Annotated in this window: 17 protein-coding genes and 2 pseudogenes; 12 read left to right on the forward strand and 7 right to left on the reverse strand. The window is 71.8% G+C overall.

Annotated elements, in window-relative coordinates; all coding sequences use genetic code 11:
* Nucleotides 1-7 precede the first annotated feature (7 nt).
* The 7 genes and pseudogenes from ACIP6N_RS05735 to ACIP6N_RS05765 all read left to right on the forward strand — a co-directional run bounded on the left by ACIP6N_RS05735 (nucleotide 8) and on the right by ACIP6N_RS05765 (nucleotide 6,168).
* Nucleotides 8-232, forward strand: a complete 225-nt coding sequence (locus tag ACIP6N_RS05735; RefSeq protein WP_401813157.1) for a CbtB-domain containing protein — start codon at nucleotides 8-10, stop codon at nucleotides 230-232.
* A gap of 23 nt (nucleotides 233-255) precedes the next feature.
* Nucleotides 256-1,008 carry a CbtA family protein gene (locus ACIP6N_RS05740; protein ID WP_401813159.1) on the forward strand — a complete coding sequence of 251 codons (753 nt, stop codon included), beginning with the start codon at nucleotides 256-258 and terminating at the stop codon, nucleotides 1,006-1,008.
* 300 nt (nucleotides 1,009-1,308) lie between these two features.
* Nucleotides 1,309-1,710 carry an anti-sigma factor antagonist gene (locus ACIP6N_RS05745; RefSeq protein WP_401813160.1) on the forward strand — a complete coding sequence of 134 codons (402 nt, stop codon included), beginning with the start codon at nucleotides 1,309-1,311 and terminating at the stop codon, nucleotides 1,708-1,710.
* Nucleotides 1,711-1,883: 173 nt separating this feature from the next.
* A pseudogene (locus ACIP6N_RS05750) lies at nucleotides 1,884-2,270 on the forward strand (phosphotransferase); the annotation flags it as partial.
* A 234-nt stretch (nucleotides 2,271-2,504) separates the two neighbouring features.
* A complete protein-coding gene (locus ACIP6N_RS05755; RefSeq protein ID WP_401813510.1) occupies nucleotides 2,505-3,527 on the forward strand; it encodes an NAD(P)/FAD-dependent oxidoreductase in 1,023 nt (340 codons plus the stop codon).
* A gap of 104 nt (nucleotides 3,528-3,631) precedes the next feature.
* Nucleotides 3,632-5,569 carry an SMI1/KNR4 family protein gene (locus ACIP6N_RS05760; RefSeq protein ID WP_401813162.1) on the forward strand — a complete coding sequence of 646 codons (1,938 nt, stop codon included), beginning with the start codon at nucleotides 3,632-3,634 and terminating at the stop codon, nucleotides 5,567-5,569.
* Complete coding sequence (locus tag ACIP6N_RS05765; RefSeq protein WP_401813163.1) at nucleotides 5,566-6,168, forward strand: GNAT family N-acetyltransferase; 603 nt, start codon at nucleotides 5,566-5,568, stop codon at nucleotides 6,166-6,168. Before ACIP6N_RS05760 ends, ACIP6N_RS05765 begins: the two co-directional genes overlap by 4 nt.
* Before the next feature lie 171 nt (nucleotides 6,169-6,339).
* On the opposite strand, the gene ACIP6N_RS05770 is transcribed toward ACIP6N_RS05765, so the two are convergent.
* Nucleotides 6,340-6,606, reverse strand: a complete 267-nt coding sequence (locus ACIP6N_RS05770) for a hypothetical protein (protein WP_401813165.1) — start codon at nucleotides 6,604-6,606, stop codon at nucleotides 6,340-6,342.
* 561 nt (nucleotides 6,607-7,167) lie between these two features.
* Between ACIP6N_RS05770 and ACIP6N_RS05775 the strand changes: the two genes are divergently transcribed.
* Nucleotides 7,168-9,432, forward strand: a complete 2,265-nt coding sequence (locus tag ACIP6N_RS05775; RefSeq protein ID WP_401813166.1) for a M4 family metallopeptidase — start codon at nucleotides 7,168-7,170, stop codon at nucleotides 9,430-9,432.
* A 116-nt stretch (nucleotides 9,433-9,548) separates the two neighbouring features.
* Here ACIP6N_RS05775 and ACIP6N_RS05780 read toward each other — a convergent pair whose 3' ends face one another.
* Nucleotides 9,549-10,460, reverse strand: coding sequence for a Gfo/Idh/MocA family protein (locus ACIP6N_RS05780; RefSeq protein ID WP_401813167.1), 912 nt, complete (start codon nucleotides 10,458-10,460; stop codon nucleotides 9,549-9,551).
* Nucleotides 10,461-10,934: 474 nt separating this feature from the next.
* On the opposite strand from ACIP6N_RS05780, the gene ACIP6N_RS05785 reads away from it, so the two are divergent.
* The 3 genes from ACIP6N_RS05785 to ACIP6N_RS05795 all read left to right on the forward strand — a co-directional run bounded on the left by ACIP6N_RS05785 (nucleotide 10,935) and on the right by ACIP6N_RS05795 (nucleotide 13,981).
* A complete protein-coding gene (locus tag ACIP6N_RS05785; RefSeq protein WP_401813169.1) occupies nucleotides 10,935-11,591 on the forward strand; it encodes a winged helix-turn-helix domain-containing protein in 657 nt (218 codons plus the stop codon).
* 434 nt (nucleotides 11,592-12,025) lie between these two features.
* A complete protein-coding gene (locus ACIP6N_RS05790; RefSeq protein WP_401813170.1) occupies nucleotides 12,026-12,256 on the forward strand; it encodes a hypothetical protein in 231 nt (76 codons plus the stop codon).
* A gap of 327 nt (nucleotides 12,257-12,583) precedes the next feature.
* Nucleotides 12,584-13,981 carry a hypothetical protein gene (locus ACIP6N_RS05795; RefSeq protein WP_401813171.1) on the forward strand — a complete coding sequence of 466 codons (1,398 nt, stop codon included), beginning with the start codon at nucleotides 12,584-12,586 and terminating at the stop codon, nucleotides 13,979-13,981.
* A 166-nt stretch (nucleotides 13,982-14,147) separates the two neighbouring features.
* Here the strand turns inward: ACIP6N_RS05795 and mgtA are convergent, their stop codons facing one another.
* Nucleotides 14,148-16,748 carry a magnesium-translocating P-type ATPase gene (gene mgtA, locus ACIP6N_RS05800; protein WP_401813172.1) on the reverse strand — a complete coding sequence of 867 codons (2,601 nt, stop codon included), beginning with the start codon at nucleotides 16,746-16,748 and terminating at the stop codon, nucleotides 14,148-14,150.
* A gap of 61 nt (nucleotides 16,749-16,809) precedes the next feature.
* The gene (locus ACIP6N_RS05805) at nucleotides 16,810-17,163 is read right to left on the reverse strand and encodes an ArsR/SmtB family transcription factor (RefSeq protein ID WP_401813173.1); all 354 of its coding nucleotides are present in this window, start codon (nucleotides 17,161-17,163) and stop codon (nucleotides 16,810-16,812) included.
* Between the two features lie 192 nt (nucleotides 17,164-17,355).
* On the opposite strand from ACIP6N_RS05805, the gene ACIP6N_RS05810 reads away from it, so the two are divergent.
* Nucleotides 17,356-19,224, forward strand: coding sequence for a hypothetical protein (locus ACIP6N_RS05810; RefSeq protein WP_401813175.1), 1,869 nt, complete (start codon nucleotides 17,356-17,358; stop codon nucleotides 19,222-19,224).
* A 41-nt stretch (nucleotides 19,225-19,265) separates the two neighbouring features.
* Here ACIP6N_RS05810 and ACIP6N_RS05815 read toward each other — a convergent pair whose 3' ends face one another.
* The 3 genes and pseudogenes from ACIP6N_RS05815 to ACIP6N_RS05825 all read right to left on the reverse strand — a co-directional run.
* Entirely contained in the window at nucleotides 19,266-19,571 is a 306-nt protein-coding gene (locus ACIP6N_RS05815) for a hypothetical protein (RefSeq protein WP_401813176.1), read from the reverse strand.
* 111 nt (nucleotides 19,572-19,682) lie between these two features.
* On the reverse strand, nucleotides 19,683-20,366 hold the full coding sequence (locus tag ACIP6N_RS05820; RefSeq protein ID WP_401813178.1) for a DUF4230 domain-containing protein: 684 nt from the start codon (nucleotides 20,364-20,366) through the stop codon (nucleotides 19,683-19,685).
* 254 nt (nucleotides 20,367-20,620) lie between these two features.
* Nucleotides 20,621-21,997, reverse strand: a pseudogene (locus ACIP6N_RS05825) (alpha-amylase family protein); the annotation flags it as partial.
* Between the last annotated feature and the right edge of the window lie 43 nt (nucleotides 21,998-22,040).

Raw genomic sequence — 22,040 nt, forward strand, 5'->3', positions numbered from 1 at the left:
TTCGGCCATGGCACAGTTCGCTGCCCCCGCCACCAGCACCACCACCCCCAGCGCCATCACCCCCATATCGCTGAAGGCCATCGCCCCCTGGGCTGTCTTCTTCGGCATCCTCATGCTGGTCCTGCTCTACTTCGTCGGCGCCGAGCAGGGCGCCATCTCCGTCATCTCCGGTGAGAACGTGCACGAATGGGTCCACGACGGACGCCATCTGCTCGGCTTCCCCTGCCACTGAGTGACGGAACCAGGACTCCCCTCATGAACTCCATATCCGTCAGGGCCCTGCTCGTCCGCGGCATGCTCGCCGGCCTCGCCGCCGGCGTGCTCGCGCTGGTCGTCGCGTACCTCCTGGGCGAGCCCCGCGTGGACTCGGCCATCGCCTTCGAGGAGGCCCACAGCCACGAGCACGGCATGGAGGCCGTCAGCCGCTCGCTGCAGTCCACCGCCGGACTCGCGACCGGTGTGCTGATCTTCGGTGTGGCGGTCGGCGGTATCGCCGCGCTCGCCTTCTGTGTCGCGCTCGGCCGCGTGGGCAGGTTCGGGGTGCGGGCCACGGCCGCGCTGCTCTCCTTCGGGGCGCTCGTGGCCGTCTACGTCGTACCGTTCCTCAAGTATCCGGCGAATCCGCCGGCCGTCGGCAATGCCGACACCATCGGCAAGCGCACGACGCTGTACTTCCTGATGATCGTGCTCAGCGTCCTGCTGGCCGTCGGTGCCACGATCCTCGGCAGGCGGCTGGCCCCGAGGCTGGGCAACTGGAACGCCACGGTCACCGCGTCGGCCGCCTTCGTCGTCGCCGTCGGGCTGGCCTACGCCTTCCTGCCGTCGGTCAACGAAGTCCCCGAGGGCTTCCCCGCCACTCTGGTCTGGCAGTTCCGGCTGGCGTCCCTCGCCATCCAGATCACCCTGTGGACCACGTTCGGGCTGCTCTTCGGACACCTGGCGGAACGGCTCCTCGTGCCGAAGCCCACCGCTGCCGCGCGGACGGGCGAGGCCGCTGCCGCGCACTGAACACCGCGCGCCGCACATATCACGCGTGCGCCAGAACGCCAGGACCCGCCGGGCTCTTCCCGGCGGGTCCTGGCGTTGTCTGTATGCCGGTTGACGTCACCGCGCTAGCAAATAACCAAGGCCCGGTAAAGCGAAGAGCTAATTATTCACTCTCCCGGGTCTGTTGCCGTGGGTAAGAACGTTTCTGCGCGCGGCGCTTCACTACCGTTTGTAAGGTCGTCCCAGCCCCCGGCGGCACCCACGCCGACAGAACCCCCCACTCCGCCGTCGTGCGGCCACAGCAGAGCCCAAGGGACACGTATGGACCATTACGCCGGACGGTACCCCGCCTCCTGCACCCCGGTTCCCCGGCCCGAAGCGCCCCGCGCCACGTTCAGCCGTGTGATCCACGGCGTACCGCTGGTGCAGCTCTTCGGTGACATAGACCTCGCCACGGCCCCCGAGGTACGGCTGCAGCTGGACGCGGCCACCACCCGGGACCGCGCCCGGCTCATCGTCGATCTGCGGCCCGCCGACTTCTTCGACAGCTCCGCCGTGGACGAACTGCGCAGGGCCCGCGAGCGGACCGTCGAGCGCGGCGGCCGGATGGCCCTGATCTGCACCGACCCGTTCGGTCTGCGGGTACTGAGCGTGGCGGGGCTCGGGCCGGCGCTGACGCCTGTCGCCACGCTCGAGGACGCCCTGGAGAGCGTCAGGGGCTAGGGCGTGTTTCGAAAGTCCCGCCTGGCTCGCGACGCCCGGCACGCACACGCGCGGCGTTGTCGGAGTCATCCACGTACGTCCGGGCCATCGACGACGCTGATCCTCCGCCTTGCGAGGGCACGCACCGGATGCCGCGACCCCCGCTCTCCGGGCGGACGGCGCTCCTTCACGCCGTCCAGGAGATCTGGGACGACGCGGCCGCGGCCCCCGGGTGGGTGGGCCCCCGTGTGGGTGCACGGCGACCTCCATCCCGCGAACGTCGTCATCGCGCACGGGACACTGACGGGCGTCATCGACTTCGGCGAGGTCTTCGCCGGTGACCCGGCGTCGGACCTCGCGGCCGCCTGGCTGCTGCTCCCGGCGGGCGGCGCCTCACGATTTTTCGACAGCTACGCACAAGCGGATGAGGCGGCCGTCCGGCGGGCACGCGGACTGGCCGCGATGAAGAGCCTGTTCCTGATGCTGATGGGCCAGAACGGGGACCGGGGCCTGCCCGGCGGCAAGCCGAACTGGGGCCCGCAGGCCGGTCGGCACTTGATCGTGTCCTCAAGGGCCTTTGACGACGGCAAAGATCGACGGGGCCTCCTTGCCGGCCACGCACTCGCCAGGTTGTGCACGCGCCTTGCGGATGGCCATTGAGCGCCGTGGCCCGCCCGGCTTGTCGTTCAACTGGTTCGCCGTGCCGATCGTGTGACGGGGTGTTCACGAGCACCGGGGGCCCGGGTCGTCGCCGGTCGGCGGGCATCGGTCGTCGGCCCGCCAGGCCGCGGGCGGACGCTAGGGTCGTGACCGTGATGAACTCATCGGTGAGCGGGGACCTGGTCGTCGTCGGCGCCGGCATTGTCGGCGCGTCGGTGGCCTGTCACGCCGCCCGGGCGGGCGCCACCGTGACGTTGGTCGACGCCGGACGGCCGGGCGCCGGCGTGACGGCGGACTCGTTCGCCTGGATCGGATCGTCCGGGGTGCGTAAGGGTCCGGCCGCCGGGCTGCGGACCATCGCGACGGCGGAGTACCACCGGCTCGGGGCCGAGTTGCCGGGGCTCCCGGTGACCTGGTCCGGCTCGCTGAGCTGGAACAGGGAGGACAGCGCGCCGGACGCAGGACCCGGGCAGACGATCGTGGACGCGGCCACCGCGGCGACGATCGAACCCACCCTTCGGCAGCCTCCGGAGTGGGCCGTCTGGGCGCCGGGTGACGGCGCTGTTGACCCGGTGGGCGTGACCGAGCGGCTCGTCGCGGGCGCTCGCGCCCGTGGAGCCCGGGTACATCTGGACACGCCGGTCACCGCGGTCCGCCGGGATACAGCGGGCCGGATTGCCGGGGTCGAGACGGCGGCAGGACCCCTCTCCGGTGCGACGGTGGTGCTGGCGGCCGGAGTTGCCACGGCCGCGCTGGGCGCGTCGCTCGGCGTGCGCGTCCCGGTCGAACCGTCGTCGTCGCCGCTGTTCCGGCTCCGCGCCCCGGCCGGTCTGGTCCGTACCGTGGTCAACACCGAGGACTTCGATCTTCGGCAGGTCGGCCCGGACCGGCTGATCGCCGCCGCTGACTCGCCCGAGCGGACGCTTGCCGCCGTCCGGTCCACTTTCCGTGACGCCGGGAGCGTCGAGCTGCTCAGCACCCGGCTCGGAGTGCGCCCGATGCCGGCCGACGATGAGCCGATCGTCGGCCCGGTCGCCGAGGTCCCCGGCCTCTACGTGGCGGTCATGCACTCGGCGGTCACGCTCGCCGCCGCCGTGGGCCGCCTGGTCGCGCGGGAGTTGGTCGACGGAACCGTCGAGCCGGATCTGTCAGGCTGCCGCCCGGATCGCTTCCACTAGGCCCTGGGCCTGTCTGGACCATGCCGGCCGCGTGAGTGGCCGGGACCTGACGGGTTCCGCGACTGCGCGGAGCCGTTGTCGGTGGTCGCTGGCACCATGAGCGCATGAAGATCTACAACTGGCGTCCCTTCCTTGAACGATGGAGTGCGGATTGGGCGGATTCGCCCGGCGCGCGGGAGGGGAAGGGCGCGGACGAGGACAGCCTGCGGGAGCGGTGGCTCGGGTTCCCGGCTGTGCGGGCGGAGGTGATCACCGCGCTCGAAGAGCGGCTGGGCGCGGCGCTCCCGCCGACCTATCGTTCGTTTCTGGCCACCACCGACGGCTGGCGCCATGCCGGGCCCCACGTCCGGCTGATGGGCAGGGCGGGAGGCGTCGGCTGGTACCGGGACGCCCCTGACCTTCAGGAGCCCGGCGGGCCCGCCCTGTCCGGCGATTCCCCGGAGCGGGAACCGCTGACGGCCGGCGTGCGGGACCGGTCCTTGCGGCTGACGCTCGAATCGGACGGGACCGCCCTGCTCCTCGACCCCGGCGATGTGAACGCGGACGGGGAGTGGGCCGCGTACATCTGTCGTGACGGTGGTCGACCGCCCGAGCGCCACGAGTCGTTCATGGATCTCATGCAGGCACTGTTCCGGCAGTTCCACCGGGCCAACAGCGCCGTCCCGGGCTTCGTCAACGAGACGACGCGCGACCTCGACGCGGACGTGGAGGAAGCACGGCTGGCCTGCCTCGCCGGTGAGGACGTCGACGACCAGCTCGACGTGCTCAGGGACGCGGAGGAGCACGGCAGGCCGCACGCCCGTGAACTGCGCCTCCAGCTGACCGCGCTGCTGGACGGCGGGCTGCCGGACGCCGACGCGAGCCGGGAAGCCGCTGACTGCGGACGGCTCGGACGGCTGGACGACCCCTGGTACGTGAAGGAGTTCCTGCCGCTCGCCGCGCGGGAGCACCTGCGGTCCGGGGGCGACGAGGAGTCGTTCCTGCCGGTTCCCGGCCCCGGAGCCGGCGGAGAACGGTCCGGCGTACCGGCCGGTGACCGGGAGCGGGCGCTGACCGTGCTGCGCGCGGTACGGGACCGTACGTTCGCGTACGAGGCGGCCGGGGCCTTCGGGAAGGCCGTCGGCGCGGCCCGCGAGGAGGCGCGCTGGGGCGACACCGACGCCGCGTGGCGGACCATGGCGGCGGCCGTGGGCGGGTGGGAACCGTACGGCAGCGGCCATGTGGCCCCCATCGGGCTGCTCGCCGATCCGATCCTGGGCGGGGTGATCACTCCCGAGCGCGGCCGGTACATCCTGGAGACGCCCCGCGCCGAAGGTCTGGAACAGGACGGCGGGACGGCCGGGGACACGGACGGCGGGCCGGATGACGAGGCGCACGAGGACGGTGTGTCGGACGGGCTCGAATGGCTGGCCGACCAGGACCCGGAGCGCGGCGACTACCGCTTCGTGCTCGTGCACGGTGTCTCACCGGAAGACCTGGCGGGACGGATGGGACAGGGGCCGTTGCTGCCGCCGTCCAGCACGGCGGACGTCCTGCGCTACCGGCTCGACGGGGTGACAGTGGCCCGCGCCGGGTCCGGCGGAGCGGGATGGAGCTTCCTCTTCGAGGACCGCATGGAGCCCTTCCCGCAGGGCCGGCCGGCCGGTCCGGGAGAGGCGGTGTCGCGGGGCACCCGGTCGGTGACGGTGTGGTGCGAGATCGCCGGCCGTCCTGAGTCGCCGAGCGCGTTCCACTTCTCCTGCGCGGAGGACGGCCGGAGCGCGTACGGCTTCACGGTGCGCGGCGGCGAGATCGAGCGGTGGGGGACGATACCGCCCTCCCTCGATCCGCAGGACCTGTTCCCCGGCTCCGTCGACGGCGGTGCGGCCCTGGATCCCGATGACGAGTACGAGGCGCTGGCCGCCATCACCGAGGAGTTCGGTGTCTCGCTGCCGCATCTCGCGCTCAGGCAGGGCCGTCTGCACGCGGTCGCCGTCGCGCCGTGGGCCGCGGCCGCCAGGTCGGACGATCCGGACCCGGCGCCCGCGCGCGACAACCCGTGACCGCGCGCCTGATCCATGCGGAGCCTCTCGACACGGAGCGGCTGACGCTCCTGCCGCTCTGTGCCGGGCACGCCGTCGAGATGGCCGCCGTCCTGTCCGACCCCGCCCTGCACACCTTCATCGGCGGAGCGCCGGAGACGCTCGACGAACTGCGCGCGCGGTACGCACGTCTGACGGCGGGCTCGCCGGACCCGGCGGTCTCCTGGTGCAACTGGGTGATCGAGGTCCGGGCGGAGGAGTGCCTGGCGGGCACGGTGCAGGCGACGATCCGTCCCGCTCCGGGTGGCGCGACGGCCGGCAGTGACGTCGGGCGTGACGACAGGCCGGGCGGCTCCGGTCTCCTGGCCGAGATCGCCTGGGTCGTGGGAATGCCGTGGCAGGGGCGGGGCTTCGCCACCGAGGCCGCACGGGGGCTGGTGCGCGGGCTGGAGGAGCAGGGCGTACGGACCTTCGTCGCCCATGTCCACCCGGAGAACCGCGCGTCGGCTGCCGTCGCGGCGGCGGCCGGGCTGGTGCCCACGGAGGAGTGGCACGGCGGCGAGATGTGCTGGCGCCGGCATACGGGTCCCGGCGCGGCGCGCACTCCCTGGGCCACGTAAGCGCGCTTTGGGGGACCACGTACGGCGGGGCCGCGACTGACGACGGGCCGGTGCGGCCGGATCAACTCACCCGGCCGCACCGGCCCGTACGCTCCGCCCGCGCGCCGGCCCGCGCCCTCGGGACCGCGTACACGGCCCGTACGCCCCAGCCGCGCGCCGGTGTTCAGTGGATCAGTGGATCAGTGCGCGCACCATGCGGCAGGTCGTCTCGGACGGCGGGTGGATTCCGATCCGGGCGGCGGTGCTCCTTATGCGCCGGTCGTCCGCGTTCCACGGGTGGTACACGCCCGCGTCGAGCAGGGCGATGGCGAGACGCATGGCCTTGAGCCTGCGGTTGTGCGTTTCGTACCACTCACGGGGCTGTCCGGCGGGCAGTGGTACGCGCTCGGTCGGCGGTGCGGTCTTGGAGGGGTTTGTCGTGATTGCGGCAACGGACATCGGCGACCTCCTGGCACGGTGACTGTCGTGATCGGTCGTGGCTGGTCCCTCACGAACTCCCTCCATTTTACTGCTCCCCACTGACAATCGCCCCTGGCCAGAAGGGGTTTGAGGAGAAGCGGGAGACGCCCGCCGGTACCGCAGGGCGGGCTTCGGTTGCGCAACACGTCAGCCACATTCCACAGACGTGGCCTGAAATCGCCCCCACGATCACCCAACAAGGTGTTGCGGCCACGTAAAGGCGCACGTGATCAAGCGCTTGCGAGCACAGAGCGGTTGAACAGTTAACCGACTTTCGGACAACGATTCCCGCTGTAATGACAACGACATCTCCCGCTGAAACGATCACCGCACCGCACGAACCGTCACACCGCCCCAGGATGTGGCCCGGTCCGCGCGTCGTCCCACCCATCCCCCGCCCCGTCTTCACCGGCCGTCGTCATCGCACGCGGCCGGACATCAGGAGCTGCCGGAGTGTCGAACAACCTCTTCACCACCAGGGCTACGTCACCTCATGAGCCTCGCCGGTCCCGTCGCACAGGCTCCGCGCGCGGACGCGCCGTGACGGCCGCGGCCGTCACCGTGGCCGCGCTCCTCGTTTCCGCGCTCCCCGCCTCGGGCGCCGTCCCGGCCCAGGCAGGCACGGACAGAGCGCCAAGACAGATAGCGGCCCAGCCCAGACCGGGCGCCGCCGCCGTCCAACTGTCGCCCGCACAGCGCGAGAAGCTGCTCAAGGCCGCGGCCGACGCGAGTACGGCCACCGCCCGTTCGCTGAAGCTGGGCGATCAGGAGAAGCTGATACCGAAGGACGTCGTCAAGGACGCCGACGGCACCGTCCACACCCGTTACGAGCGCACGTTCGCCGGACTTCCCGTCCTCGGTGGCGACCTGGTCGTCCACGAGCGCGCCGCCGCCCGTACCGTCACCAAGGCGTCGCAGGCCCGGGTCTCGGTACCGACGACCAAGGCCGCCGTCCCCGCCGCGACGGCGAAGAAGTCGGCCATGACCGCCGCCGAGACGGCGAAGACCGACGAGGCCGCCCCGGAAGGAGCGCCGCGGCTCGTCGTCTGGATGGGCGACGGAAAGCCCACGCTGGCCTGGGAGTCGACGGTCACCGGAGTGCGGGAGGACGGCACCCCGAGCAGCCTGCTCGTCGTGACCGACGCCACGAGCGGCGAACAGCTCCAGAGCCTGGAGCAGATTCACGCCGGCACCGGCAACAGCCAGTACAGCGGCAAGGTACAGGTCGGCTCCGTACGCAACGGCGACCACTTCGAGCTGACCGACGCACAGCGCGGCGGCCACCAGACGTTCGACCTGACCCCGGGTGGGAATGGCGTACTGGTGACTGATGACAACGATGTCTGGGGCGACGGGACATCGGCCGACCGCCAGACGGCTGCTGTGGACGCGGCCTACGGCGCGCAGAAGACGTGGGACTTCTACCACGACATGTTCGGCCGCAACGGCATCGCCAACAACGGCGTCGGCGCGTACTCCCGCGTCCACTACGGCGACGGATTCGCCAACGCCTTCTGGGACGATCTCTGCTTCTGCATGACCTACGGCGACGGTCTGACCAACGACCGGCCGCTGACCTCGATCGACATAGCCGCCCATGAGATGACGCACGGCGTCACCTTCGCCACCGCGGACCTGGACTACGAGGGTGAGGCCGGCGGCCTGAACGAGGCCACCAGCGACATCATGGGCACGGCGGTGGAGTTCTTCGCCAACAGCCCGACCGATGTGCCCGATTACACGATCGGCGAACTGGACGACGTCCGCGGCACCGGCAAGCCGCTGCGCTACATGGACGAGCCCTCCAAGGACGCCTCGGTGGAGAAGGGCACGTCCCAGGACTACTGGTCCCCCGAGACCAAGACGCTCAACCCGCACCTCGCCTCCGGTCCGGCGAACCACTTCTTCTACCTGCTCGCCGAGGGCAGCGGGAAGAAGACCATCAACGGTGTCGACTACGACAGCCCCACCTACGACAAGAAGCCGGTCGCCGGTCTCGGACTGCACAACGCCACCAACGTCTGGTACCGGGCGCTGACCCTCTACATGACCAGTAAGACCGACTACGCGGGCGCCCGCACCGCGACCCTCCAGGCCGCGGCCGACCTGTTCGGCAAGACCAGCGACGCGTACGAGAGTGTCGGCAACGCCTGGGCGGCCGTCAACGTCGGTGCCCGCTACGTCAACCACATCGCGGCGAAGGACCCGTCGGCCCGCGACTCGGCCGTCGGCCAGCCGACCAGCCGGCAGATCGAGGCGACGTCGACCCGGCCCGGCAGCCTGACGTACTCCGCCACCGGCCTGCCCGACGGCATGTCGATCGACACCACCACCGGCCTGATCTCCGGAACGCCGACCACGGCCGGGGACTTCGACGCGGCCGTCACCATCAGGAACGGGGCGGCGGAAACGCTCACGCTCCCGTTCGTCTGGACCGTGCTCGCCTCCGGCGGCGACTTCTTCGTCAACCCCGACCGGTACGAACTCCCGGCCTGGAGCACCCTTGAGTCACCGCTCATCGTCACCGGCCGGGAGGGCAACGCCTCCAGCGATCTCACGATCACGGTCGACCTCCACCACGACTTCATCGGCGGTCAGCTGATCAACCTGGTCAGCGAGGACGGCACGGTGATCCTGGTGAAGGACTTCGTCTGGGACACCGGTACGGAGCTGCACGCGACGTTCACCGTCGACGCCTCGGCGGTCCCCGCCAACGGCACCTGGAAGCTGCGGGTCGAGGACGCCACTCCCGGCATCTTCGCCGCCAGCGCCGGATACCTCGACAGGTGGAGCATGAGCTTCTGACCGGCCGGCCTGCCGGTCCCGCTCTTTCCACCGCGGGGTCCCCGCACGGCTTCCCGCCGTACGACGCGCGCCCGCCGCGCCCGGACACACCGGGCGCGGCGGGCGCGCCGTTTCCGTCAGTCCTTCGGAGCGGCGGCCACCTGCTCCTCGGCCTGGGCCAGGATCTCCGTCAGCCGCAGCCCGAACCGTACGTCGCAGTCGTGCGGACGTCCCGTACGGACCGCCTCCAGCAGGCCGTCGATCGCCGCCTCGAACGAGGCGACCGGGGTGCTTCCGCCGGTCGGCATGTCGGTCGTACCGTGCTCGCCCCGCAGCTGAACCGCCGTACCCGCGCCCGCCTTCGGCGCGCTCAGGCTCAGCGCCGCCGAACTCGACGCGCCCGAGGTGTGGCGCAGCACCAGGTGGGTCAGGTCCGGTTCCGTACGGACGGCCGTCACGTCCGTCACATCGCCCAGCAGCGGGATGAGAACGGACAGCGCGTGCGGTCCCACGTCCCACAGGCCGCCCTTCTCGCGGCGCCAGGGGGAGGCCGCGTAGGGGCTTTCGGCACCCTGGCCGTAGAGCGCGCCGAGCCAGTGGGCGTGGGCCGTGAACCAGCCGCCCCTGGAGGCCTGTTCGTCGATCCACCGCGCGCTGTCGGCCGCGAACCGCAGGGTGCAGAACACCACGGAGGAGACGCCCGACTCGGCCGCCGCGTCCGCGACCTCGCGGGCTCCCTCGACGGTCGTCGCGACGGGCTTGTCCATGAGCAGGTGGCAGCCGGCGGCAGCCGCGCGTGCCGCGAGCGGCGCCTGAACGTCCGGCGGCAGCGCGAAGGCGACGGCGTCGTTCTCCGCGAAGATCGCGTCGAGTCCGTCCTCACCCGAGTGGGCGGTGATGCCGTGCGCGGTGGCGAGGGCCTCTGCGGCCTCGGGGCGCCGCCCCCAGACGCCGGTGAACGCGAGGCCGGGATGTGCGGCGAGGGCGGGGGCGTGCGCCCGCTCGGCCCAGGGGCCCGTGCCGAGGAGTCCGATTCGTAGCTTGCTCATGCCGATCAGTGTGCCGCCTTCTCGCGGTACGGGGGCGGGCGGAACGAAAGAAAGCTGCGTAACACGCGGTTCACGGCCGGGAAACGGGCAGCCGCCGGGTCTGAATGGACCCGTCCTGCCCGGCTCACCTGCCCGGGGCAGCCATCGTGCGACGGCCTGCCCCTGCGCTGTGCGGCCCGTCACGCTCCCCGGTCCACACGACAACCGAACTCGCCTGCTGCGGCCGCGAGGTATCTGCTTCAATGGGGTCATGGCCAGCTTCCAGCACACCGCGACGGGTCGCGTCGACCTGGAGCCGTTCTGGCCGTCCCGGCAGCATCACGACTTCGACCGGGTGTGTTGCCACGCGAGGAACGCGTCGGCCCTCTAAAGCCTCCTTCGAGGCCTTCGGCCGCCGCGAACGACGTACGTCCGGCCTTCTCACGTCCGTTCCGTCGATCCGACGTTTCCTTCGCGCGAAAGAGCTGACCCCTCATGGCGAATCCCCGTTCCTTCTCGACCGCGGCCGCCGCCACTGCGCCCGGCCCGCGCACACCGCTCTCCCCGCTCTCCCCGCTCTCCCCGCTCAATGGCGTGCCGGCCGGTCCCGGCAGGCACCGGCTGCGGGCTGTCGACCGCGACGAGACCACCGACACCGCCGGTGTCCCGTCCGGGCAGGTGGTGAACTTCCTGCCGCCGGGCGCCACATGGCTGCCCGCGCCCCAGCACACACTGCCCACTCTGCCGGGGCAGCCGCCGATGGTCGGCTACCTCGTACTCGTACCGGCCGACCAGGCCGCGGCCGTGCTCGCCGCGTCCACCCCGTACGTCCCCGACGACGCGAACGCGGCGGGTGCCGCACCGGCCGGTACGGGGCCCGTACGGATCGACGGCGCGGAGCGGACCGCGCTCGTGGACGGGCGGACGCTGGATCTGACCTACCTCGAGTTCGAGCTGCTCGCCCATCTCGTGGCGCGCCCCCACCGGGTGCACACCCGCGACCAGTTGGTGACCACGGTGTGGGGCTACGGGCATGTGGGCGACGGACGCACCGTCGACGTGCACGTGGCGAGGCTGCGCCGCAAGCTCGGCGCGGAGCACCGCCGTACGATCCAGACCGTACGGCGGGTCGGCTACAAGTACGCCCCCTGACCGGTACGCGGCCCCGGCAGCCGGTGCCCGGTCAGTGACGGTCGGCACCGGCACCGGCACTCCCGACGATCCGCCGGCGGCTTCGCAACGGCGCGAACGCCCCCGGCAGCTCCTGCCGGCCGAACAGCACGGCGAAGGCGATCGCCACGATCACCAGGTGCCATCACCGGGTGCCGGGATGTGGCGCTACGTACGACATTCCAGCCTCGCGCCCCGTCATCATTCCGGCCTCGCGCCCCGTCATCGTTCAACGCGGCGTCTTCCGTGGGACAGACCACCGAGGGCGAGCAGACCGTCTCCGGCCTGTTGAAGGAACATCGACATGACACCGAAGCACCGCGGACGGCGCTCAAGGCCGAGCGCGCCCTGGACGGGCCGCGGAGATCAGCGACCGAATGACGATTATTCAATTGCGCAACCGTTAAAGTGTTCTCATGAACACGAATGATGCGACGAGTTGGGAGACCGCCGTACTCTCGGGTGGACCTGCTGACGGACTGCGGGTGCGGGTGACCGATCGGCCAGGAGTGCTCCAGGTGACCTGCCCGTGTGTCATTGAGGGCTCTCAGAGCGGGATACGGGCCGAGGCCCTGCACATCTACCGGCGCGACCGGAAAGTGAAGAGCGAGCCGTTGAGATACGGGTTCGACGTGGCCAGCCCGTGATCCCGGCGCGCCCGAGCCGGGCGAGGGCGTCCGGCCGCCGGTGGCGCCGCTCCTCGCCACCGGACGAGCGGGGGTGGCGCCGCCCGGGCCGTTCCGGATTCTCCCCGGCGTGACGCGCTCATCCGGCCCTCACCTGCCGGACAGCGCCGCGCCCCTGACCCTCCGCACCCGCGGACGCTTGCCGCGTTGCGCAACTATAAAGTGGAAGTGCCTTTTCCCGCCTGCGAGTTGGAGGGTTTGGGGGACGGTAGGACGGCATCCGGTCGCGGAGACGTTCATCCGTACACGACGCTCCCTCGCCCCCACTCCGTCAAGGAGGCATTTCCTATGCCCGCCTCATCACGGGCCGATCTCGCCGGCCGTTCGGTCCGGGCAGTCCCGGTGCTGCTCGCGGTACTGCTCGGCATCCTCGCGCCTCAGGCCGCCCACGCGAACACCGCCGCCGGTCCCGCCGCTGTGGCCGAGGCGTTCAAGAAGGGTCCGGTGTACGTCGACGCGCGGGCCGAGAGCCAGTTGTCGAAGACCGCGGCGCGCGAACTCTCGGAGAAGATCAGGAAGGCGGACAAGCCGGTCTTCGTGGCTGTCCTGCCCCAGTCCGCCGACTACCCGCCCCAGACCCTGCTGTCGGATCTGCGCACACTGACCGGCATCACCGGGGTGTACGCCGTCCGCCTCGGCGACGGCTTCAACGCGGGCGCCGACCGGCAGGTGATGCCGAACAGCGCGGTCGACCACCTCAAGGGCGCGGTGAAGCGCTCGTACGCCTCCGACCCGCAGGCGCAGCTGAATACGTTCGTCGACCAGGCCCTCGGCCAGGCCGGCGGCGCGGCCCCGGACAGTTGGCAGGACGCCACCGGCGACGCGGGCTCCGGTCCCGGTACCGGCAGCCTGGTTGTCGGAGGCCTGGTCATCGCGGGCACGGTCGGCGGCGTGTGGGCGCTGTCCCGGCGCGCGAGGAAGAAGCGGGAGGAGCGGGAGCGCGCCGAACTGGCGGCGCTGCGGGTGGTGGTCGACGAGGACATCACCGCGTTCGGCGAGGAGTTGGACCGCCTCGACTTCGCTCCGTCCGAGCCCGGCGCCACGGACGGGATGCGGGACGACTACACGCGCGCCCTGGACGCGTACGACCAGGCCAAAGCACTCTTGTCGGCGGCCACCGGGCCACAGGACGTGGCGCCGGTGACCGAGACGCTCGCCGGTGGCCGCTTCGCTCTGGCCACCCTGGCCTCGCGGCGCTCAGGGGCCCCGCTGCCCGAGCGGCGTGTGCCGTGCTTCTTCGATCCGCGTCACGGTCCGTCGGTCGCCGATGTCCCGTGGGCACCGGCCGGCGGGACGACGCGCCCGGTACCGGCGTGTGCCACGGACGCCGCCCAGGTGCAGGCCGGCGGGACACCTGAGTCACGGATGGTCCACACCGCGCAGGGGCCGCAGCCGTACTGGAACGCGGGCCCGGCCTACGCGCCGTGGGCGGGAGGCTACTTCGGCGGTGTCGGCGGCGTGCTCGGCGGTCTGGCCGTCGGGTCCGTGCTGGGCAGCCTGCTCAGCGCTCCCGCCGCCTTCGCGGGCGCGGGAGAGGCGGCGTCCGTCGCCGGCCTGCCGGAGGGCGGCGAGTTCTCCGGCGCGGACTTCAACTCGTCCGACTTCGGAGGCGGTTTCGGCGGCGGATTCGGTTCGGACGCCGGGGGCGACTCCGGCGGGGGCGACTTCGGCGGCGGCGACTGGTGACGCGCCGGCCGTAAGGCGCCGTCTTCGTCCGGGTTGCCCGCGAGCGGCACGAGGGCGTGGTGCGCACACGCGGCCGTGTCCGGCCGAAGGGCCCGCGCCGGGCGCGGGACCGCGGTGCCAGTGCCCCTGCCACCACGGGGGGTGTTCACGCGGGGCCCGGGCGCCGTCATTCCGGACGGCCCACCGCCACGTCCGGCTGGGCACGACGCCGTTCATAGCGGGCCCTGGCCGCCGCGAGCCCCACCGAGTACAGGCCGAGTACGGCCGCGAGCAGCAGGTAGTACAGGGGCGGCAGCGCGGTCATGCCGAGGGTCCCGCCCAGCGGGGTCAGCGGCAGCAGGACGCCGATCGTGGCCAGGGCAGCGGCCGCACCGAGGATCGGGCCCGGCGGGCGGCCCTCGGCACCACGGCGGCCGGTGCGCAGCAGCAGCATCACCAGCGCCTGGGTGAACAGGTTCTCGGTGAACCACCCGGAGTGGAAGACCGCGTCGTCCCGGGTGCCGAGAGGTCCGTGCGGAGCCAGCCCGAGCACCGCGAACGTGGCGATGTCGGCGACGGCGTTGAGCAGGCCGAACCGGGTGATGAAGCAGAGGAGTTCACGCGGACGCAGCACCGTGGGCCGGTGCAGTACGGCGTTGTCCGGCCGGTCGTAGGCGAAGGCGAGCTGGGCGGCGTCGAAGAACAGGTTCTGCGTCAGGACCTGGGCCGGAAGCATGGGCAGGAACGGCAGCAGGAGCCCCGCGGTGAGCATCGCGATGACGTTGCCGAGGTTGGAGGAGAGGGTCAGCCGCAAGTAGGTCGTCATGTTGCCGCTGGAATGCCGTCCCGCTGTGATGGCCCAGCCGATCGCGGTGAGGTCCTTGTCGGCGAGCACCACGTCCGCGTTCTCCCGCACCACGTCCACGGCGTCGCGCGGGCAGATCGCCACGTCGGCGGCGTACAGCGCGAGCAGGTCGTTGACGCCGTCGCCCAGGAACCCGGTGGTGTGCCCCGTACCGCGCAGTGCGGTGACGATCCGGGCCTTGTGCTCGGGAGTGCAGCGCGCGAAGACCTGGGTGCGCCCGGCCTGGACGGCGAGTTCGGTGTCGGAGAGCGCGTCGATGTGGTCGGCGGTGAGTACGTCGCCGACATCGAGGCCCAGATCGCGGCAGGCACGCGCCGCGGTGCCCGGATGGTCCCCGGTGAGGACCTTGACCGCGACGCCGCGTTGGGAGAGGACTGCCAGGGCGTCGGCAGCGGTGGGCGCGAGCGCGTCGCGGAAGGTGAGCAGACCGAGGAAATCGAGGCCGCCGGTGTCCACCGGTGTGCGACGGCCGTGCCCCGCGGAGCGTTCGGCGACGGCCACAGCGAGCAGCCGCAGCCCCCGGTCCGCCTCGCGGGCGGCGAGAGAGAGCAACCGGTCCCGGTCGTCGTCGTCCAGCGCGCACCGCGCCAGTACGTCCTCGACGGCCCCCTTGACCACAAGGGTGTGGACGCCGAGCCGGCCGTGCCGGTGTACGACGGCGGCGGCCAGGCGTCGTACCGGGTCGAAGGGAAGCGCGGAGACGCCCTCGTACCGGGACAGCGCACCCTCGTCGGCCCCTTCCAGGATCGCCTCGTCGAGCACGTCCATCGCGGGCAGGTCCGCGAGCTGAAGCGTCCACCAGGCGTTCAGCGCCGCCCAGTGCAGCACCTCGGGATCGTCCCGGCCCTGCGCGTCCAGGGCGCGGTCGACAACGGGGCGGTCCTGGGTGAGGGTGCCGGTCTTGTCCAGACAGAGCACATCGACCGCGCCGAGGTCGTGCAGGGCCGGCAGCCGCTTGACGATCACTCCGTGGGCACGGGCCAGGAGCGACGCGCCGCGCGCCAGACAGGTGGTGACGACGACCGGCAGCATCTCCGGGCTCAGGGCGACCGCCACCGCCACCGCGAACGGCAGCGTCTCCAGGCCGCGTCCGCGCAGCGCGGCGTTGGCCATCAGCACCAGGGGCGGAGTCAGCAGCATGAACCGGATGAGCACCCAGGCGACCCAGTGCACCGACCGGTCGAACGCGCTTGCCTCGTGCCGTCCCGGACTGCCGCGGACGGCGGCGAGCCGTGTGCGCGCTCCGGTGGCGAGGACCAGCGCGGTTCCACTGCCCGATGCCACGCTGCTGCCCTGGAAACACAGGTGGCGCTGTTCGAAGAAGCCGCGATCCGGCGGCCCCGGCGCATCGACCGGATGCTTGGCGACGGGCGCCGATTCGCCGGTGAGAGGGGCCTGGTGCACGCTCAGGCCGCCGGCGCGCAGCAGCCGTACATCGGCCGGCACCAGATCACCGGGTCCGAGGCGGATCACGTCGCCAGGCACCAACTGGTCGACCGGGACCTCGCGGGCCAGTGGCTGGGCGCCTTCGTCGGCGCGGCGCAGCACGGTCGCGGTGGCGGCCACCAGTTCGCGCAGCGCCGCCGTCGACCGGTCGGCCCGGTGTTCTCCGGTGGCGCGCAGCGCACAGCTGATCGCGACCAGCATCAGAATCACGCAGGCGGTGTCCCAGGCGGCGACCGCGGCCGACACCAGGCCGAGGCAGCACAGCACCAGGGTGAACGGGTCCCGCATGCTGCGCAGGAAAAGACGTGGCCAGGAGGCGGTGCGCCACGCCGACACCGTGTTCTCGCCGGACCGGGCAAGGCGCTCCTCGGCCTCTGCCTCGACGAGCCCGCGGGGTCCGCTGTTCAGCCGGCGCAACGTCTGGAGCGTGGTGAGCGCTGTCATGTCCTGGGACGCGCCGCCGGGCGACCCGTACATGTCCTGCGCTGTCCCGCGGGTCGCCGCGACAGCCGGAGCCGCGCCGGGCACCGGGGGGCTCTCAGGTGCCGAGGCCACGGATACGGTCCGACGGCCGGCTGGCACGCTCGGTCAGCTGCCCGACCATCAGCCCCACCACGGTCACGACATCGGGATCGTCGACCAGATAGACCTGGCGGCGTCCTTCCCGCCGGGAGCGCACCAGACCTGCCAGCTTGAGCTTCGTCAGGTGCTGGCTGACGGCGGGCAGCGAACCGCCCACCCGCTCCGCGAGGCGCGTCACATCGCTCTCCCCCCGGGCCAGCGCCCAGACGATGTGCAACCGGGCGGGCGAGGCCAGCAGTCCGAACGCCGCGGCCGCCGCGGTCAGTACCTCGGCGGGCGGGTCCTCGAAGCCACCGCCGTCTGTCGCCACCGTCGCCCTCCTCCGCCGCCCTGCCTTGCCGTCGAACCAACGCAGTCTAGGTGCTGTCCCGCACTGCCCGGCGGGCGGGCGACGACGGCCACGGCGCCTCGCCAGGCGTTCCCGGGCCGCGAAGGTGCGCCGGTCAGGCCCCGTTCCGAGACGCCCGGGTGACCATCGGACGATCCAATCGTTCTGCCGGTAGTGCGCCCACCCGAAGCAGTCACCGCCGCCGCCCCCGCCGACACCATCGGTGTGGAACAGGCCGAAGCGGCGCTCGTCGAGCACTACACCCGCCTCGTACGGATCGCCTACCTCGTCCTGCCGCCCTCTCTCGGCCGCAACCGCCGTGTGCTGACCGCGCACGCGCTCGTGCAGCGCGCGCTTCCGCGCCGGCGGACGGCGTGTGAGATCCCCGGGCCGCGTGGTGCGCGGAACCGGAGTTACGTGTTCGTCCGCGGCCGGGTGCTGCGCCAGGCGCTCGAAGCGGGGCGGTCGGGAGCCGCGCGGCTGCCGCCGCTTCTGCCGCGCGTGTGGGGGCTCCGGCTCTTCCCGCGTTCCGGTGGCGCCGACGAACTCGCCCTGGACCAGATGCTTTCGCGGCTCTCCGGCGCCGCGAGGGCCGCGTACGCACTGCGCGGCCTGGAACAGCTGCCGGACGACGAGGTACGGCACGTACTCGTCTCGGCGGGCGCCGACGACCCCGACGCGGCGCTCGCCGACGCGCACGCCGTCGAGCCGGCGGACGCCGTCGGCCTGCTGTACTCCCCCGAGTTCGACCCCTGTTCGCTCCAGGCCCGTCCCTCCGATCTGCTGCGCCGCCGCCAGTTCACCAGGGCCGCGCTCGCCGCGACGGCGGCGGTCCTCGTCTGCGGCACGCTGCTCGGGCTGCCGGGAGCCGCACCGGCGCGCCCGTACGCCCGTAACCCCGCCGCCGAGGCCGCGCTCGACCCGGCGAAGGTCCTGCGGTCCGCGCCCGGCGCGTGGCGGACCTCCGCGCGCACGGACTTCTCCGTCTGGCCCGCTCGGGGACCGCTGACCGGCGACCACGCACTGCTGCGCAGAGCGCTCACCGCCTGGTCCGACGGCGCGGGCGAGGTCTCCGCGACGCCCGGCACCCCGTCGGGCCCGCCCATGGGGCCGCCCCAACTCCTGTACGCGGGTGCGGTCGACGGGGCCAGGGCCGTGCTCTTCCACGACGGGCTGCGGGTGGTGCGCTACGCCGAGTCGATGGCGCCGTCCGCGCGCGGCGGCGCGCCGGTGGCGCTGGACTTCGCGCGGGTCGACGACGCGGACGGCCCCACGTCCGCCGCACTGGTCGTCAGCCGCTCGGACGACAACGTCCGTTATCTGACGGCGCCTTGGATCGGCGGCACGTCCGTACGCGATCTGCGCGACGATTCCGTACGGCCGCTGCGGCGCGACGCGGACGGGGTGACCGACCCGATGCCGAGCCCCGCGCTCGCCGGCGGCTGCGGGTCGTGGGACACCCTCCAGGTCCGCGACGGCACCGCCGAACGGCTGCTCACCGACCTCGGTGAACTGGCCCCCGCACGGCTGACGTCAGGGCCCCCGTCGGCTCCGGCGGACGTGTCCTCACCGGCCGACCGGGCGACCTGGGCCCGAACGGCCTGCATGCTGCTCGCGCTCCGCGCGGACGGCGTGCGCTCCGTCAACTCCTGGACGTACGCGCGTCAGTCACTGCCCGAGGCCAACGGCACGGCCGGCTGGGTCTGCACCCGCGCGGAGACCTGGCGAGGGCCGGGGAGCCGGGTGCTCGCGCAGTTCCAGGAGCCGTCGAAGAAGCAGGGCGCGCTCGCGGCCAAGGCGGAGGACTCGACAGCGTGCGGCGAACGCGAGCCGCAGGTGCTGGCCGGGGTGCTGTGGAAGTCGCACGCCGGACACTGGTACCTCCTGGCAGGCGGCAGCCCGCAGTTCCGCGCGCTGGCCGTGACCGGCACGGTGAGGGCCGAATCGAAGGGCCCGCTGCTGGCGGTACGGACGGAACCGGGAGCACGGGCATCGCTGAACGGTGTGACGACGACCGGCACGCGAACGGAGGCACTGCGCTGAGCGGTGTTGCGTCCGCGAGCCGAAGGGGCCGCCGGACGGCGCTACGGCAGCAGCCAGTCCCCGCACACCGCCGCCACCACGTCCGCCGCCAACAGCCATGTGGCCAGCCGCGTACGCCCGTTGCGGCTCAGTTCGATCACCAGGCCGCACACGATCATCGCCAGCCCGTACACCCCCACCACCAGGACCGACGTCCGCTCCCCCAGCCGTATCGCGAGCACCGTCGCCATCGCGGCCAGCAGCAGCGACGCCACCGCCACGCTGATCCCACGGGCCTGCCTCGGGGTCAGGCCCGTGCGCTCCGGTATCGGCGTGTCCACGGGCTCGTCCTGGTCTGATGCGCTCATGGACCGGGAGCGTAACGGACGCGGGCCGCGCGTGGTCCGTCCGGTGGGACCGCCGGGACGGCCGGCTCGGCCGTGGAGGACTCGGCCGTGGAGGCCTCGGTCGCGGACGGCTCAGGCGTAGACGACGGAGACCTGGGTGAAGCCGAGGGAGTGCAGCAGACCCTGGAGCATGCTGGTGGTGTTCTTCTCGGCGCGTGAGGTCAGTTCGCTGTCCTTGGCCGCCTCACCGATGTGCTTGGCGGCGAGTTGGTTGACGGCGCGCTCGTCACCCGGGTTGTCGGAGAAGAGGTCGCCGAGCCGGTCGAGCAGTCCCCGCTGCTTGGAGACGGCGTACGAACGGTCCGCGTCCAGCGCCGGCTTGCCGAGCTGGGCGTGCGGGAGGTGCAGCGTCGCGGTGGTGCGGTCCTCGTTGACCTGCACCTTGTCGTCGGTGATCTTGCCGAAGTCGACGTAGGCGCCGACGGTGCCGGCACCGACGTAGAGGGTGCGGCTGCCGCGGATCGCGTCCGGCAGGTATTTGGCGTCCTTCTCCAGGTCCACCACGACCTGGAAGTTGCCCGAGGCCGCCTCGTACCGGTCCAGGTCCTGGATGGACTGGAGCAGCGTCGGGCCGGTGCGGTCGTGGTTCTCGCTGCCGAACAGGTCGTCGAACCCGGGGAACAGGTCAAGTCGGCTGCCGACAAAGAACAGTGCCAGCACGACCAGGATCGCGAGGGGCAGTTTGCTCCACCAGGACATGCGCGGCGCGGGCTGCGCGGCCTGGCTCTCTTCAGATTTCACGTCGGTGGACGGCATACCTACCAGTTTTCCTCCAGCGGCCGTTTCACACGGTGATCCAGGAAAGGATCAGGTCACGATTCGGAGGCCAACTGGGCCCTGAAGCGCGCGAGTCAGGCGTTGTGTCCGGCGGATCTTCGCGACACTGGTCGTCACCAATGGAAGGTTCCCCACCACGGAAACGGTCCGGCCCGGGCGGGGCCGATGGCCGTTACCCGTGGTGGGATCTCATCAGAGAAAGCCTGAAGTGCGCTTCGGACGGGCGGACTTCAGCAGCTTCTGGCATCCGTGTCGAGTGCGAGCGCGGTGTTGGACGGGAGCGTCGCCGTGAACTGCCCCGCGCCGTCGACCGTCACGCTCGTCCGGCTCTGTACATCGCAGTAGCCGCCGGCGGGCAGCGAGGTCTGGAAGGTCCGGGTCAGCGCCGCGCCCTCGTGGTTGATGGCGACGTAGCCCTTGGTACCGCGGCCGAAGGCGATCTGGTCGCCGCCGTTGTCCCACCAGTCGCGGACCGCCTCGCCGCGTGTGGTGTTGCGGAAGCCGACCATGGACGCGATCTCGGGCCAGGCGTGCTGGCACTTCCAGCCGTCGCTGTAACAGGCGTTGACGGTACCGCCGTTGGGTGGACCTGCGTCCGGGTCGGAGAACTCGTACCCGGAGTGGACGTCCGGAGATCCGTACGGCCAGGCCAGCATGAAGACACCGGCGAGCGTGTAGTCGGCACCGTTCTTGTCATTGAGGGTGTCGCCGCCGCGCTCGGTGTCGTGGTTGTCGACGAAGACGGCGGACTGACCGCTCGGCATGAAGCCCCAGCCCTCGCCGAAGTTCTTGAGCGACGCGAGGCTGCCGTCGAGGAACGTCTGCTTGAGGCCCCGGGCGTAGCGGAATTCCTGTACGTCGCCGTTGCCGGTGTATTCGGTGGGCGAGACCGCCTCGCCCTCGCCGTAGATGACCTCCTGCTTCCAGTACGCGCCCGGATCGGTCAGCCTGCTCTTGATGTTGGCGAGATCGGTGGCCGGCATGTGCTTGGCGCCGTCGATCCGGAAGCCGTCGACGCCGAGCGAGAGCAGGTCGTCGAGGTACCCGGCGATCCTGCCGCGTACGTACTCCTCGCCGGTGTCCAGGTCCGCGAGCCCGACCAGTTCGCAGTTCTGCACGTTGGCGCGGTCCTGGTAATTGCTCACCTGGGAACGGCAGTCGTCCATGTCGGCACCCGAATAGACGCCCGGGTAGTCGTACTTGGTGTACGACGAGCCGCCCGTGCCGATGCCGTCGCCGGCCGCCATGTGGTTGATGACGGTGTCGGCGACGACCTTGACGCCCGCCCCGTGGCAGGTGTTGACCATGTCGGTGAACGCGGCACGGTCGCCGAGCCGGCCCGCGATCCGATAGCTGACCGGCTGGTACGAGGTCCACCACTGGCTGCCCTGGATGTGCTCCTGGGGCGGCGAGACCTGGACGTAGCCGTAACCGGCCGGGCCGAGGGTGTTCGTGCACGCCTTGGCGACGGAGTCGAAGCGCCACTCGAAGAGCACGGCGGTGACGTCCTTGGAGCCGGGCGGGACCGCCTGGGCGGTCCCGGTCGGTATCGCGAGGGCGCTCGCGCCCGCCACAAGGGCGAGCGCGAGGGCCAGGGATCTGCGGGCCATGGTTCCTCCTGCACTGATGGGGGGGAGGTGCGAATGAACGGTG

This window comes from Streptomyces sp. NPDC088725 (genome assembly GCF_044751305.1).
In the GTDB taxonomy this organism is placed as follows: domain Bacteria; phylum Actinomycetota; class Actinomycetes; order Streptomycetales; family Streptomycetaceae; genus Streptomyces.

Coding starts and splice junctions, on each gene's coding strand:
- ACIP6N_RS05785 (WP_401813169.1), top strand. CDS start 10,935: ATGGCGAATCCCCGTTCCTTCTCGACCGCGGCCGCCGCCACTGCGCCC.
- ACIP6N_RS05760 (WP_401813162.1), top strand. CDS start 3,632: ATGAAGATCTACAACTGGCGTCCCTTCCTTGAACGATGGAGTGCGGAT.
- ACIP6N_RS05795 (WP_401813171.1), top strand. CDS start 12,584: ATGCCCGCCTCATCACGGGCCGATCTCGCCGGCCGTTCGGTCCGGGCA.
- ACIP6N_RS05755 (WP_401813510.1), top strand. CDS start 2,505: ATGAACTCATCGGTGAGCGGGGACCTGGTCGTCGTCGGCGCCGGCATT.
- ACIP6N_RS05780 (WP_401813167.1), bottom strand. CDS start 10,460: ATGAGCAAGCTACGAATCGGACTCCTCGGCACGGGCCCCTGGGCCGAG.
- ACIP6N_RS05745 (WP_401813160.1), top strand. CDS start 1,309: ATGGACCATTACGCCGGACGGTACCCCGCCTCCTGCACCCCGGTTCCC.
- ACIP6N_RS05790 (WP_401813170.1), top strand. CDS start 12,026: ATGAACACGAATGATGCGACGAGTTGGGAGACCGCCGTACTCTCGGGT.
- ACIP6N_RS05735 (WP_401813157.1), top strand. CDS start 8: ATGGCACAGTTCGCTGCCCCCGCCACCAGCACCACCACCCCCAGCGCC.
- ACIP6N_RS05770 (WP_401813165.1), bottom strand. CDS start 6,606: ATGTCCGTTGCCGCAATCACGACAAACCCCTCCAAGACCGCACCGCCG.
- ACIP6N_RS05815 (WP_401813176.1), bottom strand. CDS start 19,571: ATGAGCGCATCAGACCAGGACGAGCCCGTGGACACGCCGATACCGGAG.
- ACIP6N_RS05820 (WP_401813178.1), bottom strand. CDS start 20,366: ATGCCGTCCACCGACGTGAAATCTGAAGAGAGCCAGGCCGCGCAGCCC.
- ACIP6N_RS05740 (WP_401813159.1), top strand. CDS start 256: ATGAACTCCATATCCGTCAGGGCCCTGCTCGTCCGCGGCATGCTCGCC.
- mgtA (WP_401813172.1), bottom strand. CDS start 16,748: ATGTACGGGTCGCCCGGCGGCGCGTCCCAGGACATGACAGCGCTCACC.